Origin of the sequence: Virgibacillus necropolis, from assembly GCF_002224365.1 — a bacterium.
GTDB lineage: Bacteria > Bacillota > Bacilli > Bacillales > Amphibacillaceae > Virgibacillus_F > Virgibacillus_F necropolis.
In genome coordinates, this window is record NZ_CP022437.1 from 1604726 (window position 1) to 1621648 (window position 16923).

The following is a 16923-nucleotide window of genomic DNA, read 5'->3' on the forward strand; positions in this document are numbered from 1 at the left end:
GGTGAAGTAATGTTTTTGAAGGAGGTGGCCATGAATTGCCTGCCCAGTTTTTACTAAATGTATCAATTGCACTGTTATGGATGTTGTTTCAGGATGAAGATCAATTGAGGTTTATCACATTTGTTGAGGGATATATTGTAGGAATTGCAATTTTGTTTTTAATGCATCGTTTTTTTGGTGAGCGGTTTTATCTGAGTCGATTTTTTGCGCTGCTTAAATTGATATTGCTCTTCAATTTAGAATTGTTGTCATCGAGTTATCATGTTCTTAAGCAAATTTTAAGTCCCAAAATACGAATCAAACCGGGTATTTTTAAATATGAGACAGATTTGGTCGGTGAATGGGAAGTACCTCTTCTTGCATTACTTTTAACGTTAACACCAGGGTCGGTGGTGATGGAAGTGGTTCCAGAAGGAAATGCATTTTACATTCATGCCATGGATGTTGAACAATCAAAGGATATGTTATTAAGATCTCTAGCCAAATTTGAAAAAGCAATCAAAGAGGTGACTCGTAATGATTGAAATGATGTTATATACGGCTCTGGTATTATTTGGTGTTTCTATAGCTATTGCCCTTTTTCGCATTATCTTCGGACCGAGTTTACCTGACCGGGTTGTTGCCTTGGATATGATAGGTGTTCACCTGATTTCCGCGATTGCGATTATTTCATTAATACTTGGAACGAAATCGTTTTTGGAAGTTATCCTTATCCTTGGTGTCCTCGCATTTATTGGCACTATTGTCTTTTCAAAGTATATTGAAAGGGGCGTTGTCATTGAACGTAAGCGTGATCTTTGAATTTATTGCGGCACTCATGATATTGGTTGGTAGCATTATAAGTGTGATTAGTGCTCTTGGTATTATTAGATTTCCAGATGTTTACACACGGTCACATGCGGCGGCAAAAAGCTCAACACTAGCTGTGTTATTAACCTTATCCGGGACTTTTCTTTATTTCTGGGCAAGTGAATCATTAATTAGCGTGCGTTTGATACTAGGGATACTGTTTGTGTTCATAACCGCTCCAGTTGCATGTCATCTTATTATACGGGCGGCTTATCGTTCTAATGTGAAGATGAGCAATTTAACCATTGAAGATGAATTAAAAGATGTATTACGAGATAAAGAACAATAAATGGGGACATGGTGACAGGCCGAGGCTATTGAAAAAGTTAAATAAAGTACAAAATATGTGGATCTACGGCCGCATCCTCGAATATACTACGCTTTCCGCGGGCGAGTGGCGAGCCTCCTCGGACTGCCGTCCTGCGGGGTCTCGCCGATCTCTTACTTCCCGCAGGAGTCTCCGTATATTCGAGGATGCTAAGTTAAAGTGAAAAGTTAAATTTTTAAAATCCACCACTTTTCAGTGGCCCCTGATAGTCCGAATCGCTAAAAAAAGCACCCTTTTTTAATCATCGCGCCTTGAACTTGATGCACAGGACGTGCTAATGTCGACTTTGTTTCTAATTTGCCAATTTTGAGCGCACACTATAAGTATTGGGGGTAGTTGATAGTTGAAAATATCGCTGCAAACCAAAATAATGGTTCTTGTCCTATCACTTGCATTTCTGATTATTATTCTATTAACTGCATCGTTTACTTATCTAGAAAGTAAACAGATTGAAGAGCAGAAAGGTCGATTAGCTTTAAAAATATCTAAAACAATTTCATTCATGCCTGAAGTGATTAAAGCCTTTCAAACAAAAGATCCCGCAGCAATCATTCAACCGACAGTAGACAAAATTGGAAAAGAAATCGAGGCTGAGTTTATTGTGGTCGGCAATAAAGAAGGCATTCGATATTCCCATCCTATACCTGAAAGGATTGGGAAAAAAATGGTCGGAAAGGATAACCACCGGGCTTTAATAGAAGGAAAGTATTATACTTCAAAGGCCGTGGGATCATTAGGACCATCTTTGCGGGGGAAGTCACCAATTTTCAATGAAAGCGGCGAAATTATTGGTATCGTATCGGTCGGTTTTCTTGTAGAGGATATCAACGAGCAAGTCTTTCACAATGTGATTAGGGTTGCCATCATTTCATTGGTTGTCCTCCTGATAGCGATTGTTGGAAGTATCCTGCTATCTAGAAGTATTCGAAAAGATACGATGGGGTTGGAACCTTATCAAATTGCTACGTTATATACAGAAAGGGATGCCATTTTGCAATCGATTAGGGAAGGCATTTTGGCGTATAACAAAACAGGCTTGGTCACAATGATTAATCAACCCGCTATAAATCTGCTTAATATTAAAGGAAGCTCGCCTCACCTGAAAATTAAAGATCTTTTACCAGACAAAAATCTTTACCAGGTGTTTAAAACTGGAAAGTCTCAAATAGACCAGGAAATGTTATTGGAAAATAAGACAGTAATCATGACTCGAACTCCCATTTTTCACAAGGATGAAGTGAAAGGGGTAGTTGCATCTTTCCGCGATAAAACGGAAATTGAGCAAATGCTTAACACCATTTCTGAAGTCCAAAGGTATTCTGAAGATTTACGTGCTCAGAATCATGAATTTACGAACAAATTGTATGTGCTGTCGGGCTTATTACAACTGGGCGAATACGACGAGGCTGTTCAAATGATACAGAATGAAACGACAGATTTTGAGATAAAAAATCAAATTCTCTTTAATCAAATTGAAGACTCGAGGGTACAGGCTATTTTACTGGGGAAAATGGGAAAATCCTCAGAGAAGAAAATAAGGTTTGAAATTGATTCTAACAGTTCTCTTGAGAAGTTGCCAGATCATATTGACCTGATCCATCTCATCGTGATCATCGGAAATCTTATAGACAATGCGTTTGAAGCTGTTGTTAATCACAGTCAAAACCCAGAAGTGACATTCTTTGCAACGGATTTTGGGAAAGATATCATTTTCGAGGTTCAAGATAATGGAATTGGTATTCCTGAGAAAAACAAACCGCTTCTCTTTAACAGAGGTTTTACAGAAAAAAGTTCTCATGTACCCCGAGGCTATGGGCTTGCTAACGTAAAGGAAGCTGTGAGTAAACTCGAGGGGATCGTTGAATTTCAAAGTGAAATAGGAGAGGGTACTGTGTTCACTGTATATCTTCCTAAAGAACAATAATGGAGGCTAATGATGGAAACTGTTAAGGTAGCAATTGCGGAAGATGATTTTCGCGTTGCTAATGTTCATGAGAAATTTCTTAATAAAATACCTGAGGTCGAAGTTGTGGGGAAGGCGTTAAATGCCGAAAAAACCCTGGAACTTCTGCAAAATAAAAGTACGGATCTTCTATTACTCGATATATACATGCCTGACCAGCTTGGTATTGATATTCTTGCGTCCATACGACAAGAATTCGAGGAGTTGGATATCATAATAATTACAGCGGCAACTGATAAAGCATTCCTTAAAAAAGCGATGCGCTACGGTGTGCAAAATTACTTAATTAAGCCAGTTACTATTGCTCATTTTACGGATACTATTAAAAAATATGTTGATAGCAGAAATTTATTACAGAACAAGGATGAAGTTAATCAAATTGTAGTGGATAGACTTTTCAATAACGGGAATGAAAGGAAGACAGATGAAGGGAACCAGGATCTGCCTAAGGGAATAGATTTCCAGACTCTAAATAAGACCTTGGAAGTCCTTAAAAACAGTCGAGAGGGTTTATCTGCTGAAGAGATTGGAAGAAGAATGGGAGCTTCGAGAACCACTGCGAGGCGTTATTTAGAATACTTAATTTCCACTGACGAGTGCCAATCCGAAGTTGAATATGGCTCCGTCGGACGACCAGAACGGAAGTACTTTGATCGATAATTAAGCAAAATGTTAGTAAAGACGATGCGACTGAATCGTTTTCATAAGATGCACAATGGCTTTTCGGCCATTGTGCATCTTTTTATAATCAAAATTAACATAAAAAGGCCAAAACGGTTTTTAAAGCCAGTATTTTCAAAAACGTTACATTAGGTGACTGATGTTTTAGAATATTAATTAGACTTAAAAAATAAAGCGTCATTATTTCTAAATGTAAGCGCTTATAAATGGAGTGTTAATATGCTAGCTTTACTAGGATTTTTAATGATCATTGTTTTCATGTATTTAATCATGACCAAACGTCTTTCCGCACTTATTGCTTTGATGGTTATACCAGTCGTTTTTGCATTACTCGGAGGATTTACCGAAGACATTGGCCAAATGATGCTAGATGGTGTATCAAAAGTGGCACCGACAGGCATTATGATTATGTTTGCGATTCTGTATTTTGGCGTAATGATTGATGCTGGTTTATTTGACCCAGTAGTTGAAAAAATCATTAGAGTTGTAAAGGGTGATCCTTTAAAAGTTGCAATGGGAACAGCTTGCTTGATACTTTTCGTTTCCTTAGACGGCGATGGAACAACAGCCTATATGATTACGGTTTCGGCTATGTTGCCATTGTATAAACGAATTGGAATGAATCCACTTGTATTGGCCGGTATTGCAGTACTTGGATCCGGGGTAATGAATTTGCTTCCGTGGGGGGGACCGACCGCGAGAGCAATGAGTGTTTTAGGTCTTGGTGTATCAGAACTCTTTGTTCCTGTTCTACCTGCTATGCTCGGGGGCGTTCTCGTTGTGTTAGGAGCTGCTTTTTATTATGGTAAAAAGGAAAGGAAGAGACTGGGCGTCATCCATATTAATCAAAATGTTATTGACGAGATGGCATCAAAGGAAACGGCAGCTGCTTCTGAAGCTGTTGGACAAGATGAAAGCATTAAACGTCCTAAATTAATATGGGTAAACTTTCTTTTGACTATTTTACTTTTAGTCTGTCTTGTTGTAGGGGTGCTACCTACTCCAGTGTTATTTATGATAGCATTTGCCGTTGCTATTATGATTAACTACCCGAATATGGAACAGCAGAAGGAAAGAATTTCGACCTACGCGGGTAATGTGCTGTCTGTTGTTTCACTGGTATTTGCCGCAGGTGTTTTTACGGGTATTCTTACAGGCACAGAAATGGTTGATGCTATGGCGAATTCGTTGATATCGGTTATTCCTGACGCATGGGGTCAGAACTTCGCTGTTATAACGGCGATTGCTAGTGCACCGTTTACCTTTTTCATGTCAAATGATGCATTTTATTTCGGAGTGCTTCCGGTACTTGCAGAAACGGCGTCTACCTATGGTGTTAGTCCAGTAGAAGTCGGCCGCGCGTCTCTGCTTGGTTTGCCAGTTCATTTACTTAGTCCACTTGTTCCATCGACTTATTTATTAGTTGGGATGGCAGGTGTTGAATTTGGTGACCTCCAGAAGATGATGTTAAAATGGGCAGCTTTAGCAACTCTTGTTATGACTGTTGTCGCAGTGGTATTAGGGATTATTTAATAATTAAATTGGATAAAATTTATAGAAAAAACTCGCAAACTGTTGCGAGTTTTTTTAATAGAGGTATAGGAAGCGTTAAGCTATCCATCCAATAATTAGAAATCAACTATAAAGCGTGCTAATATATTAGATAGTATACATAAGGATTTGGAGACGGAAGGGATACTAGTGGTTTACATTATTTGTATGATAATTGGGTTTGTCACTGCATTTGCAGGTAGTCTAATTGGGCTGGGCGGAGGAGTTATTCTGATTCCGAGCTTATTATTTTTACATCAATTTTCAAGCGAGTTCGCATGGGCTACTCCGCAAACGATTGTCGGAATATCATTAATTGTTATGTTTTTTACAGCACTATCTTCAACTATTTCTTATTTCAAAAAAGGGCGAGTTGATTATAAAACTGGTTTATTACTTTTATCTGGTAGCATTCCTGGGGGAATCTTCGGATCTTGGTTAAATCAATTTATTGCTGCAGAAAGATTTTCATTTTATTTCGGTATCTTAATGATTGTATTATCATTACTCTTTTTATTAAGGAGAAAAACGACATCGGAAAAACAAACAATAGCACAGAAAAACATTCGATCATTCCATCTTGACGATAAAACATATCATTATTCGGTTTCTTTTTGGGGAGCTTTTATTGTTTCACTATTTGTTGGAACATTATCCGGTTTATTCGGGATTGGCGGAGGTTCAGTCATGGTTCCGCTCATGATCTTGTTGTTCGGGTTTCCTGCACATATAGCGATTGCAACATCGATGTTTATGATTGTCTTTATTAGTATGATAAGTGCTGGAACTCATATAATCCTTGGACATGTATCATGGGAATATGTCCTATTTTTTATTCCTGGGGCATGGATTGGTGGAGCAATTGGGGCGATCGTGAATCAAAAGTTAAAAAGTCAGTCACTTGAATGGATTTTGCGTGTGCTCTTACTAGTTGTCGGGGTACGCTTAATTATTGAAGGATTAACATAAGGAGTAGGTATCATGGAGGAAAAATTATTCTTTTATTATACAAATGATTTACATAGTAATTTTGATCAATGGTCACGGGTAGCTGGATATTTGAAGGAAGCAAAAGATATGAAAAAGGCAGAAAACCAATCATGCTGGTTATTTGACATTGGTGATCATGTCGATCGTGTGCATCCAATTGCTGAAGCGTTTATGGGAAAGGCCAATGTACAATTAATGAATGATGTGGGATATGATGTTGTCACCCTTGGAAATAACGAAGGAATCACGTTGGATCATGATGACCTGTATCATTTATATGACGAAGCAAAGTTTGATGTAGTTTGTGCCAACCTGCAAAACGTAAAAGGTGATAATCCGCCATGGTTTCAACCTAGCGTCAGTATTAACTCGGTTGAAGGTGTTAGAGTTGGTGTCTTGGGGTTAACTGCACCTTTTAATGCATTTTATGAACTACTAGATTGGCATATTTCACCTCCATTTGAGGTCTTAGATGAATATATAAGTGAGCTTACTAAACATACGGATGTCATTATTTTACTATCGCATTTAGGTATAACTGAAGATCAGGAAATTGCGAGAAGATATGATGATATTGATGCCATTATTGGTGGGCACACACATCATTTAATGCGGACGGGTGAGATGATTAACGATACGATAATCACTGCTGCAGGCAAACATTGTGCATTTGTCGGGGAAGTTATTTTGACATGGGATCATAATCAAAAGAAAGTGGTTAATAAAGAGGCCTATACAACCGATATAACACATAGAGCAAAAGACTTACACACAGAAGAAAAATTAAATGACTTAGTTGTTCAGGCCGATAAAGTTCTACAAGAAAAGGTCGTCACACTTAATGAAACGATTGAAATTAGCTGGTTTAAAGATACACCGATAATGAAAAAACTGTCTGCAACATTAAAAGAATGGACGAAAGCTGACTGTGCCATGTTGAATGCTGGTGTTTTGCTTGATCGATTTGAAGCGGGTGATGTTTCCCTTAAAGATGTCCATCGTATCTGTCCACATCCCATTAACCCCTGTGTAGTAGTCCTGAAGGGTGACGAGCTGATAGAGGTTATTCGTGCATCATTCAAAAAGGAATTCATGGAATTGCAGTTAAAAGGGTTTGGATTTCGTGGTGAGGTTCTCGGAAGGATGATCTATGCGGGCGTGGAAATAGAAACCGAAATAAGGGAAGATGGCCAAGAATACGTGAAAAATGTAAGCATGAATGGCCAACCTCTAAACCCTGATTATTCCTATCATGTAGCAACAGCAGATACGTTCACCTTTGGAAGACTATTACCAGAAGTTGCTAAGTCCGAAACAAAAAAATATTTTTTACCTGAATTTCTGCGGGATTTGCTAGCTCAAACACTTAAAGAAGAATATGAATCAAGATAAGTCTAAAGTAGCACCTAGGCCCCTATCTGCATACACATATATGGTGATGTAGAAAAGGAGGAAATACTTGATGATTACTGTAAATCCTTTGGAAATTGATGGAATGTTTTTCACCGCAATTACTGTCGAACTCCCAAAAACAAACTTACTCATGATTTCTAATGATATCGGTTATATCATGTGTGGAGCTTTAGATGTAGATCTTTTAAATGAAAAACTAGCTGATAGGAACGTGATAGCAGCCCGGGCTGTTGGAGTTAAAACGATTGATGAATTATTACATGCACCACTGCAAAAAGTAACAGATGCTTCAAAGTCCTACGGTTGGGAAGTAGGTATGGTAGGGAAAGAAGCATTGGGCCATATATCATAAAAACGTATGTCTTCCATTATGGAAGGCATGCGCATTTAATGGCGCTTTAAATGTCTATAATTGTAGTTTAATATATAGTATTATTCGAAAAATTTTGTTAGAATCTTTATACAGAATTAGTATCATGATGAATTAATTTGGTATGATACAGAGTTAGGAGAGCCCTATGAGATTAGCAAGTACAAAATTAATAAAACCTGGAACCATTGTTGGACAAACTGTATTTAATGAAGGTGGGAAGGTTTTAATACAAAAAGGATTAGGCTTAACTGAAAAAATGATCAATCGTCTCGTATTTCAAGGGATTACTTATATTTACATAGTAGACGAGCTAACCAATGATATTCAAATTGAACAATAGGGGAAGGTGTAGTCCCCTTCAAAATGCGTAGCATTTAGTGGGGGTTAACCTTCTCGGTCTTGATTTTTTTATATTTTTAAAGACCAACTTATTGTTTTATTTTTCGTCAGATTATATAATGATAGTAGATCAAGTGTTCGAGGAGGGCGGATTCGATGGAAAAAACAAAAACAATAAAAAACAAAATTTTATCGCACGGAACTATTTCATTCGAACCTACGCTTATAATCTATCGAAATGCGTTAAAGTTTATTGTAGAAGTTATAGATGAAGAGTGGATTCTAGTAGAAGGTTTGAGTACGAAAGAAGTGACTCGTGTTGTTGAAAAGCTTATCCATCGAACCAAAGACAACCCTTCTCCCGAATATGATTTTACAAGTACTTTTTATAAGTTCCCTTCCTATTTAAGGAGATCTGCGATCTCCAAAGCATTTGGCATCGTAACTAGCTATCGTTCAAATCTAAAAAACTGGCAATCTGACAAGTTAAAAGCGCTGTCTGATGGGAAAGCGTTTACTAAAAAACCTCCGGTTTTAAGTATGGAACACGATGCGTTTCCAGTGTTCTATAAAGGGAATATGTTTAATCGAATTTCCTCTAATCGAGCGGAAATTAAACTTTTTATAAATAACGACTGGGTTTGGCATACAATCACGTTTAATGACAAAAACCTCAAAAACAGAGGGATACTCGATTGGAAAGAAAACAATCCTACGCTTATTAAAGTTGGCAAAAAATATTTTATCAACTTTTCCTGTACCAAAAAAGTAAAGGTAAACAAAACAAAGATAAATGAACAAACGATTATAGCTGTTGACCTTGGATTAACCAACTCTGCAGTTTGTTCCGCTATGCGTTCAAATGGAACTGTCATTGGTAGGAAATTCATCAACCAACCAATTGAAAAAGACCGGATGAACACGATTATAGGCAAACTCAAGAAAGCGCAGCGAAGTTCAGGGAAAATCGAAGCACCGAATTTTTGGAGAAGAATCAATGGTCTACAAAATTACATTAAAGTAAATACCGCATCTGAAATTATCAAATTCGCTGAGGAATATAATGCATCTGTGGTTGTATTCGAATACCTAGGGAAAATGCGTGTCCCGAAGGACATATTTGGTGCAAAGAGAATACGTCACAAATTGCACCATTGGTGCAAACTCGGGATTCAATCAAAAGTAGAGGAAATGGCTCATTATCGTGGTATGCGCATTCGTCGAGTTAATCCTAAATACACGTCCGCTCTTGCTTTTGATGGATCTGGAAAAGTGAAGCGTAATACTAAAAAAGACCTTGCCACCTTTCAAAATGGCAAAGTCTATCACGCAGATTTAAGTGCCTCCTATAATATAGGAGCTCGGTATTTTATAAAAGAAATTCTTAAACCCTTTTCTGAAAAGAAGAGGTTAGCAATTCAGGCAAAAGTCCCCGAATTACTAGCTAGAACTCGGCTGACATTGGCTTCATTAATTAGCTTACATCAGGCTCTACGCACCAACGGTGCGAAACCAGCGTGACGTTTGCTGTATTTAAGTCAATCGAAGCTCCATCAAAATCTCAATTTAGGTGGAGAGGTTCACTCTGTACTATCAGAAAAGGCGAGAATTGACGCTACTAATACAATAAAGGATACGTTTCATGATATAAAACAAAAAGGCTTCGGTAATCGTTCTTATATATTAGAGAAAAAAGGTAGTCAGATGACTTGTATTGTTGAACGATTACTTGATGATATTATGAAGCGGAAGGATGCCCTGTCATTACTTGCGGATAGATGATTATATCTTTCAACACTCTTTAAATGTAACGATCTATTCGCTTGCGATTGAAACAGAACTAAAACTACCAAAAAGTAAGCTTGTTGAAATTGGTGTCGGTTCGATGCTGCATGATATGGGAAAGATTTTCATAGAACCTGATATACTAAAGAAACCTTCTAAATTAACGTCATCGGAATTTGAAATGATAAAATGCCATCCATAATATGGGTATGATTTTTTACGAAAACAAGAAAATATTCCTTTAGTTGTGGCACACTGTGCATTTCAGCATCACGAACGTTTGGATGGATCAGGATATCCAAGAGGGATAGCAGGTAATGATATTCATCCATATGCAAAAATAATAGCAGTTGCTGACGTATTTGATGCTGTAACAAGTAACAGGTCTTACCGTGATGCCATGCTTCCGCGCGACGGCTTAGAAATATTGTACGCAGGTGCAGTAAACCTATTTGACAAGGAAATAGTTGAGGCCTTTAAACGGAGTGTTGCGGTATATCCAAATGGATTAGCTGTTGAATTAAGTGATAATAGATTAGGTGTTGTTGTCAGGCAGCATAAACATTTATGTGATCGTCCGATTGTTCGTATTATAACGGATGAAAGCAAGCAAGATAATTCCCCTTATGAAATTGATTTATCTAGATGTCTCTCCATTACGATTAAAGCATGCTTCCATGAATAAGTATAAGAGGTTGTTCAAAAAATCACCAAATGATAAACGGCGAATTTCTTCGTTGCAAAATTTTTCCGGTCCTCACGTATTAAAAGCATACGTTCCGGTCCTCAAAATCTTCGCGCCTTGAACTTCTTGTTTCTAATTTGCCGACTTTTTGAACACGCATTATAAATATTAAATTCTAACCTTCTTAAAACAAGCATAACTTGTGTTAAGGGGGTTTTAATCTTGATGCAACCAAAGAAAAGTGTTTTTAGAAAAAAACCACGAACACCGCCTCCAGTTAAATACATATTTGTAATTACGTGCATTTTATTTGTTGCAATGGTTTCGTTTAGTATCTGGTTTATAGGGAAAAAAATACAACCGCCATTAATGGAAATTGCAGAAATAAAGACGACTGAATTTGCAACCAGAGCCATCAACGCCGCGGTTAAGTCAAGTGAAGGTATAACGTTTGATAACCTTGTGGATATTTCTAAAGATGACGAAGGAAATATTTCAATGGTTAGTTGGAGTGGGGAAGCGCAAAATAAATTATTAAGAAAAACTACAGAACGTGCCGAATATTTTTTATATAATATGAACAAAGGAGAAACTGTTGATACAGATGATCCAGACTTACCACCCCTAGATTATGATGATTCGGCAGGAGATCTAGCAGAGAAAGATCCAACTGTTGTAGAAATACCTATTGGGCAAGCATTTGATAATACAATACTTGCTAACTTGGGGCCAAGAATACCAGTGAATTTTGAAATTGTTGGTGCGATCCAGTCTGACATAGTAGTGGATGAGAAAGCAGTTGGTATAAATAGTGTTGTTTATAATTTATATGTTCAAGTAACGGTTGATGTTCAAATTGTTGTCCCTTTTACAACAAAAACTGATACAGTAAGCACAAAGATATATATTGATGCAAGAACGATAAATTCAGAGGTTCCACTGTACTATGGTAGCGATGGAAATGGTACCCCTCCTATTGCTATTCCTAAAGACGACTTGCAAAAAGAGGAATAACTTAGTATAATAAAGACAATAATTTCATAGACTAAACCTTATCAGATCGGTGAGGTAGAGGCGCAAATAGGATTAGTAGTCAATAGGAGAATGACACCTGTGATTATTGACGAAAGGACTGTTTGCCGAAGTGTAAGAAGAGTCAAGCTTCTTATTGCTGGTATAGTTTTGAAGAAAGGCTATACTGTCATGTTCATGATTGTGCATGGAGGACTACTGATCGTGATGGAGGATAACGTATATTGCCCAAACAATGATAAGTTATTTTCTATCATTGTTTTTTTGCGTGTTTTTTTAACGTAACATCTCCGTGCACTTTCATAGTAGATAATTTGGAGGTAAGAAGGATGGAAGGAACGATTTATTCATTAATACCAGCACTACTTATGCTTGTTCTGGTGTTACTTACAAAAAGGGTTTTATTATCACTTGGAATAGGGATTATTCTTGGTGCCTTATTTATTCATGATTTTAACTTATTAGGGACGATTAATGAGATATGGGTAGTTTTTTATCAAATTTTTTATACTACTGATGGACTTAACGTTGGTAATTTATTGTTATTAGGCTTTTTGTTACTTCTAGGAATAATGACGGCATTCTTAAGTGCGTCAGGAGGAAGCCGGGCATTTGGAGAATATATGATCAGACGGGTAAAAACTCGTACAGGCGCTCAGGTCATGACAGCATTTTTAGGAATCATTATTTTTATTGATGATTATTTTAATGCTTTGGCTGTTGGACAAATTGCGCGTCCGCTTACTGACCGACATAAAATTTCACGTGCTAAGCTTGCTTACTTCATTGATTCTACGTCTGCTCCTGTAACAGTTCTTTCGCCGATTTCAAGCTGGGGAGCGTATATAATTGGTGTTCTTGGTAGTCTATTTGTAGCAAATGGAATTACGGATCTTCAACCACTAGAGGCCTTTGTGAAAATGATTCCACTTAATTTTTATGCTATTGGTGCACTAATACTAGTATTCTTTACAGCATATTTAAAAATGGATATTGGGCCTATGCGTAAGCACGAAAACCGAGCGATTGAAAAAGGTGAATTAATGGACCCTGATGAAAAAAATGTTCCAGGTGATTTAGGAGAAGTTTTTGAACCACATAAGAATGGTAAATTATATCATCTGCTTGTTCCGATAATCGTATTGGTAGTAGGTACAGTTGGTGCCATGATTATTACTGGGATTCAAGCCAGTACAGATGCGACATTGTTGGCGATTTTTGCTAATACCAATGTGAATCTTTCCTTATTTATTGGTGGTGTGCTCGCAGTAGTGCTAGCATTAGCTTTCCATCTTTTACAAGATAAACCAAAGGCAAATGGCTTTAAAATAGTTGCAGAAGGTGCAAAGACAATGCTTCCAGCCATTTATATTTTACTCTTAGCTTGGATGATTGGATCCATAATTGATACACTAGGAACTGGAGATTACCTGGCACAGTTGGTGGAAAGAGCATCAATCGATTCTGCCTTATTACCATTCTTATTTTTCATTATAGCTGGTTTAATGGCATTAGCAACAGGTACATCATGGGGCACATTTGGTATCATGTTACCTATCGCAGCAGAAATTACAGTCATTACAGATGTATCCTTACTATTACCGGCCCTTGCAGCAGTTTTAGCAGGTTCAGTATTTGGTGATCATTGTTCACCTATTTCCGATACGACTATTCTGTCCTCAACAGGTGCTGGGTCAAACCATATTGTTCACGTCATAACGCAGTTGCCATATGCTTTTATCGCTGCGACAATTGGAGGGATTAGTTACCTGGTGATAGGATTCACTGGAAACATAATTTTAGCTCTGCTGTTGGCTCTAGTATTACTAATAGCGGTAAGTTTCTTTATTCACTTTATTAACAAAACAAAATCTTCTACTATATAATTATGAAATCAGGTAACCGGGGAATCTTTCGGTTGCCTGACTTTTTGGGTTAAATTAGCAGATCAAGCGACTTTGTGGCGCTTAAAACATCTAATTGTAATGAAGATCGAAATAAGGTTGAGAAGAAAGGGAAAAGCGCTTCATCAAGGCAATGAAGATCGAAATAAGACTGAGGAGCAAGGGGAAAGTACTTCTTCAAGGTAATGAAGGTCCAAATGAGATTGAAAAGAACGGGAAAGGTGCTTCATCAAGACTTTGTTTTGACATAGTTCTAAAGTATCGGTATAATACAAACATAAATATCTGAAAAAAGTAAACATTTATAACATTCCTTCTTACTTTTTTTCATAGATATAAAATAGAAAAGTTAACTAGGGAGGTAGAAAAAATGGAAACAAGATCTCAATGGGGAACACGAGCAGGGTTTATTATGGCTGCTGTTGGTTCGGCAATTGGTTTAGGAAATATTTGGCGGTTTCCAACGGTAGCATATGAAAATGGTGGTGGAGCGTTCTTTATTCCATATTTATTTGCACTTCTTACTGCCGGGATTCCAATTCTAATTATGGAATTCACAATGGGCCATAAATACAAAGGATCGGCACCATTGACGTATAAAAAAATTAACAAAAAAGCAGAATGGGTTGGCTGGTGGGCAGTAATAGTAGCCTTTGTTATTTCTACATATTACTCGGTTATTATTGCCTGGGCAATATCCTATTCTGTTTTCTCATTTAATCTAAGTTGGGGGGACGATACAGGAACATTCTTGTTTGAGGAATACTTACATTTAGCAGCTCCTGGTCAAATCGGTGGTTTTGTTCCTGGGGTACTTATTCCATTAATTATTGTATGGATTGTTGTACTAGGTATTTTATTCAAAGGTGTTAAAAAAGGGATTGAAGTTGCAAACCGAATATTTATACCAGCATTAGTAATCATTTTTATTATTATTTGTATCCGTGCAGTCACATTACCTGGAGCATTGACAGGGCTTGAGGCATTCTTTGAACCTAATTTCGATAAAATTCTTGATCCTGGTGTATGGGTAGCAGCATACGGGCAAATTTTCTTTAGTATGTCGATCGCATTTGCAATCATGATTACGTATTCTAGTTATTTACCGAAAAAGTCGGATATTACGAATAACGCTTTTATCACTGGTTTTGGTAACTCAAGTTTTGAATTGCTTTGTGGTATCGGGGTATTCTCCGTACTTGGATTTATGGCAGCTCAACAGGGTGTAGCGGTAGATGAAGTAGTGACTGGTGGAGTTGGATTAGCATTTGTGGTATTCCCAGAAATTATTAATCAATTCCCAGCATTTAATGCACTCTTTGGATTCTTATTCTTTGCCTCACTCGTTCTAGCTGGATTAACTTCACTTATGTCTATTACAGAAACCTATGTAGCTGGATTAGTGGATAAATTTAAAATTTCAAGAAATAAAGCGGTATTGTTTGGCGGCGGATTCGCAGCACTAATTTCACTATTGTTTGCTACGCAAGGCGGATTGAACTTCCTTGATGTAGCCGATTATTTCATCAATCAGTTCGGTGTTGCATTCTTAGGATTAGTTGAGGTAGTCTTAATGGCTTGGGTATTCCGTAAGCTAAATGAATTTAAATCACATGCAAATGAAATATCTGATATTCAATTAGGAGCATGGTGGACAGTCAGCCTAAGCGTCATCACACCGATTGTACTTGGATATCAAATGTTTGGTTTGTTTAAACAAAACCTATTAAAAGAATTTGATACAGAAACCGGTACCGGTAACTATGGTGGCTATACTGATTCATTTATCTTCTTTGGTGGATGGGCAGTTGCTATCACAGCAATTGTTGTAGGTATTCTGTTATCATTTAGCAAATGGAGAACAAAGAACACAGTAGATAAAGGAGGCCAATAATATGAGTGGCAGTGCAATTTTTATTATGATCTTAGGTATGGTTATTATCTGGGGAGGACTTGCGGCGAGTATTACGAATGCCGTTAAAAAGTCTAGAAAAGCTAAATCAAATAATTAATAAAAAGCCATTGTGATTTTAAACGTCACAATGGCTTTTCCTATTCTTTCCCCATTCGTTCCCACTTTTTTAAATAAGGATATGGGTCAAACGACCATTCACTATATCCGTTATCTTTGTACATTCCATAATGTAAATGTGGCGGGAACTTTCCTGATGTTCCAGGAGGTCCATAGCCGGTTGAGCCGACATAACCTATCACATCACCCGGCTTAACAATTTGTCCAACTTTTATATCATCCTTATATTTACTTAAATGAGCATAATAATGATAAATGTTGTGAACATCTCTCAGTCCAATTCGCCATCCACCAAACAAATTCCATCCAATCAGTTCAACTACACCATAAGTTGTTGATCTGACTGGTGTACCATAGTCTGCAAAAATATCTGTTCCTTCATGAATTCGAAGACCACCGAATCCTCGTCTGTTTCCCCAAGTATTGTTGTAGCTATAATTGTAGTTCGAGGGCAAAGGAAAGACGCGATCGGTTAGTTCAATTCCATTAAATTTTTTAAAAACACGGGCTGTATTCATAATTGATTGTACATTCAAATCGCGCTGGTAGTGGTTCCATAGAGCGATTTTAATATCCTCTTTAGAATAGCCGTATTGCTGCAAATATCTTCCCATTGTATATAAAACATCTTCTGGATTATTGGGATCTGCTTTATTATCACCATCACCATCTTTACCAATACCATGAAAAAGTGTGATCACCATTTCATTTTTGTTTTTTGCATTACCCATACCGAACCACTCAATAGGTTCAAAAGAAATGGATATAACTTGGTCAGATGGTACATCCTTTTGAATATTTCGTTCGTATTGATCAATTGCTGCAAAATAATACCACGGGATTAAGGTTAAGGCTTCCGTTTTCTTATATAGTTCCATACGTTGTTCATAAATATCTTCTTCTTCTTTTGCATGGATGGCATCCGTGCTTACTTGAATAAAGAGAAAAATGAGTAAAGCACAGATTAAACGATAAATTTTCATAGCTTCATCACCTTG

Annotated in this window: 19 protein-coding genes and 1 riboswitch; of the genes, 18 read left to right on the top strand and 1 reads right to left on the bottom strand. The window is 37.3% G+C overall.

Translation table 11 applies throughout. The features are described from left to right. Window positions 1-35: 35 nt before the first annotated feature. The 18 genes from CFK40_RS07420 (at window position 36) to CFK40_RS07500 (ending at window position 15905) form a co-directional block, all read left to right on the top strand. Complete coding sequence (locus CFK40_RS07420) at window positions 36-524, top strand: Na+/H+ antiporter subunit E (protein ID WP_089531705.1); 489 nt, start codon at window positions 36-38, stop codon at window positions 522-524. Continuing rightward, window positions 517-801, top strand: a complete 285-nt coding sequence (locus CFK40_RS07425) for a Na(+)/H(+) antiporter subunit F1 (protein ID WP_089531706.1) — start codon at window positions 517-519, stop codon at window positions 799-801. Before CFK40_RS07420 ends, CFK40_RS07425 begins: the two co-directional genes overlap by 8 nt. Further along, entirely contained in the window at window positions 779-1138 is a 360-nt protein-coding gene (locus CFK40_RS07430; RefSeq protein WP_089531707.1) for a Na+/H+ antiporter subunit G, read from the top strand. The genes CFK40_RS07425 and CFK40_RS07430 overlap by 23 nt, the downstream gene beginning before the upstream one ends. 382 nt (window positions 1139-1520) lie before the next feature. Continuing rightward, on the top strand, window positions 1521-3101 hold the full coding sequence (locus tag CFK40_RS07435; RefSeq protein WP_319418035.1) for a sensor histidine kinase: 1581 nt from the start codon (window positions 1521-1523) through the stop codon (window positions 3099-3101). Between the two features lie 12 nt (window positions 3102-3113). Then, complete coding sequence (locus CFK40_RS07440) at window positions 3114-3800, top strand: response regulator (protein ID WP_089531708.1); 687 nt, start codon at window positions 3114-3116, stop codon at window positions 3798-3800. Window positions 3801-4040: 240 nt separating this feature from the next. Further along, window positions 4041-5354 (top strand): CitMHS family transporter, encoded by a 1314-nt coding sequence (locus tag CFK40_RS07445; RefSeq protein WP_089531709.1) that lies wholly within the window; start codon window positions 4041-4043, stop codon window positions 5352-5354. A gap of 168 nt (window positions 5355-5522) precedes the next feature. Next, window positions 5523-6341, top strand: coding sequence for a sulfite exporter TauE/SafE family protein (locus CFK40_RS07450; RefSeq protein WP_089531710.1), 819 nt, complete (start codon window positions 5523-5525; stop codon window positions 6339-6341). Window positions 6342-6353: 12 nt separating this feature from the next. Next, window positions 6354-7754: a bifunctional metallophosphatase/5'-nucleotidase gene (locus CFK40_RS07455; protein ID WP_089531711.1), complete on the top strand. Its 1401-nt coding sequence runs from the start codon at window positions 6354-6356 to the stop codon at window positions 7752-7754. Window positions 7755-7824: 70 nt separating this feature from the next. Continuing rightward, window positions 7825-8127 (top strand): YunC family protein, encoded by a 303-nt coding sequence (locus CFK40_RS07460; RefSeq protein WP_089531712.1) that lies wholly within the window; start codon window positions 7825-7827, stop codon window positions 8125-8127. Between the two features lie 166 nt (window positions 8128-8293). Further along, window positions 8294-8488: a hypothetical protein gene (locus tag CFK40_RS07465; RefSeq protein WP_089531713.1), complete on the top strand. Its 195-nt coding sequence runs from the start codon at window positions 8294-8296 to the stop codon at window positions 8486-8488. Between the two features lie 155 nt (window positions 8489-8643). Further along, on the top strand, window positions 8644-10008 hold the full coding sequence (locus CFK40_RS07470) for an IS200/IS605 family accessory protein TnpB-related protein (RefSeq protein WP_089531714.1): 1365 nt from the start codon (window positions 8644-8646) through the stop codon (window positions 10006-10008). A 3-nt stretch (window positions 10009-10011) separates the two neighbouring features. Then, window positions 10012-10269 carry a hypothetical protein gene (locus CFK40_RS21285; RefSeq protein ID WP_227001894.1) on the top strand — a complete coding sequence of 86 codons (258 nt, stop codon included), beginning with the start codon at window positions 10012-10014 and terminating at the stop codon, window positions 10267-10269. Next, entirely contained in the window at window positions 10256-10474 is a 219-nt protein-coding gene (locus CFK40_RS21290) for an HD-GYP domain-containing protein (RefSeq protein ID WP_227001895.1), read from the top strand. The genes CFK40_RS21285 and CFK40_RS21290 overlap by 14 nt, the downstream gene beginning before the upstream one ends. Before the next feature lie 78 nt (window positions 10475-10552). Further along, entirely contained in the window at window positions 10553-10957 is a 405-nt protein-coding gene (locus CFK40_RS21295; RefSeq protein WP_405196576.1) for an HD-GYP domain-containing protein, read from the top strand. A 225-nt stretch (window positions 10958-11182) separates the two neighbouring features. Then, the gene (gene yunB, locus CFK40_RS07480; protein ID WP_089531715.1) at window positions 11183-11971 is read left to right on the top strand and encodes a sporulation protein YunB; all 789 of its coding nucleotides are present in this window, start codon (window positions 11183-11185) and stop codon (window positions 11969-11971) included. Between the two features lie 47 nt (window positions 11972-12018). Continuing rightward, window positions 12019-12195, top strand: a riboswitch (Lysine riboswitch). A 123-nt stretch (window positions 12196-12318) separates the two neighbouring features. Continuing rightward, window positions 12319-13875, top strand: coding sequence for a Na+/H+ antiporter NhaC family protein (locus CFK40_RS07490; RefSeq protein WP_089531717.1), 1557 nt, complete (start codon window positions 12319-12321; stop codon window positions 13873-13875). A gap of 388 nt (window positions 13876-14263) precedes the next feature. Continuing rightward, window positions 14264-15787 (top strand): sodium-dependent transporter, encoded by a 1524-nt coding sequence (locus CFK40_RS07495; RefSeq protein WP_089531718.1) that lies wholly within the window; start codon window positions 14264-14266, stop codon window positions 15785-15787. Between the two features lies 1 nt (window position 15788). Then, window positions 15789-15905: a methionine/alanine import family NSS transporter small subunit gene (locus CFK40_RS07500; RefSeq protein ID WP_089531719.1), complete on the top strand. Its 117-nt coding sequence runs from the start codon at window positions 15789-15791 to the stop codon at window positions 15903-15905. 40 nt (window positions 15906-15945) lie between these two features. On the opposite strand, the gene CFK40_RS07505 is transcribed toward CFK40_RS07500, so the two are convergent. After that, window positions 15946-16908, bottom strand: coding sequence for a M23 family metallopeptidase (locus CFK40_RS07505; RefSeq protein WP_089531720.1), 963 nt, complete (start codon window positions 16906-16908; stop codon window positions 15946-15948). Between the last annotated feature and the right edge of the window lie 15 nt (window positions 16909-16923).

What these genes read in the sequence shown, in the direction of transcription:
- CFK40_RS07455 (WP_089531711.1), top strand. Translation starts at nt 6,354, where the DNA reads ATGGAGGAAAAATTATTCTTTTATTATACAAATGATTTACATAGTAAT.
- CFK40_RS07505 (WP_089531720.1), bottom strand. Translation starts at nt 16,908, where the DNA reads ATGAAAATTTATCGTTTAATCTGTGCTTTACTCATTTTTCTCTTTATT.
- CFK40_RS07460 (WP_089531712.1), top strand. Translation starts at nt 7,825, where the DNA reads ATGATTACTGTAAATCCTTTGGAAATTGATGGAATGTTTTTCACCGCA.
- CFK40_RS07425 (WP_089531706.1), top strand. Translation starts at nt 517, where the DNA reads ATGATTGAAATGATGTTATATACGGCTCTGGTATTATTTGGTGTTTCT.
- CFK40_RS07490 (WP_089531717.1), top strand. Translation starts at nt 12,319, where the DNA reads ATGGAAGGAACGATTTATTCATTAATACCAGCACTACTTATGCTTGTT.
- CFK40_RS07465 (WP_089531713.1), top strand. Translation starts at nt 8,294, where the DNA reads ATGAGATTAGCAAGTACAAAATTAATAAAACCTGGAACCATTGTTGGA.
- CFK40_RS07495 (WP_089531718.1), top strand. Translation starts at nt 14,264, where the DNA reads ATGGAAACAAGATCTCAATGGGGAACACGAGCAGGGTTTATTATGGCT.
- CFK40_RS07470 (WP_089531714.1), top strand. Translation starts at nt 8,644, where the DNA reads ATGGAAAAAACAAAAACAATAAAAAACAAAATTTTATCGCACGGAACT.
- CFK40_RS07440 (WP_089531708.1), top strand. Translation starts at nt 3,114, where the DNA reads ATGGAAACTGTTAAGGTAGCAATTGCGGAAGATGATTTTCGCGTTGCT.
- yunB (WP_089531715.1), top strand. Translation starts at nt 11,183, where the DNA reads ATGCAACCAAAGAAAAGTGTTTTTAGAAAAAAACCACGAACACCGCCT.
- CFK40_RS07500 (WP_089531719.1), top strand. Translation starts at nt 15,789, where the DNA reads ATGAGTGGCAGTGCAATTTTTATTATGATCTTAGGTATGGTTATTATC.
- CFK40_RS07445 (WP_089531709.1), top strand. Translation starts at nt 4,041, where the DNA reads ATGCTAGCTTTACTAGGATTTTTAATGATCATTGTTTTCATGTATTTA.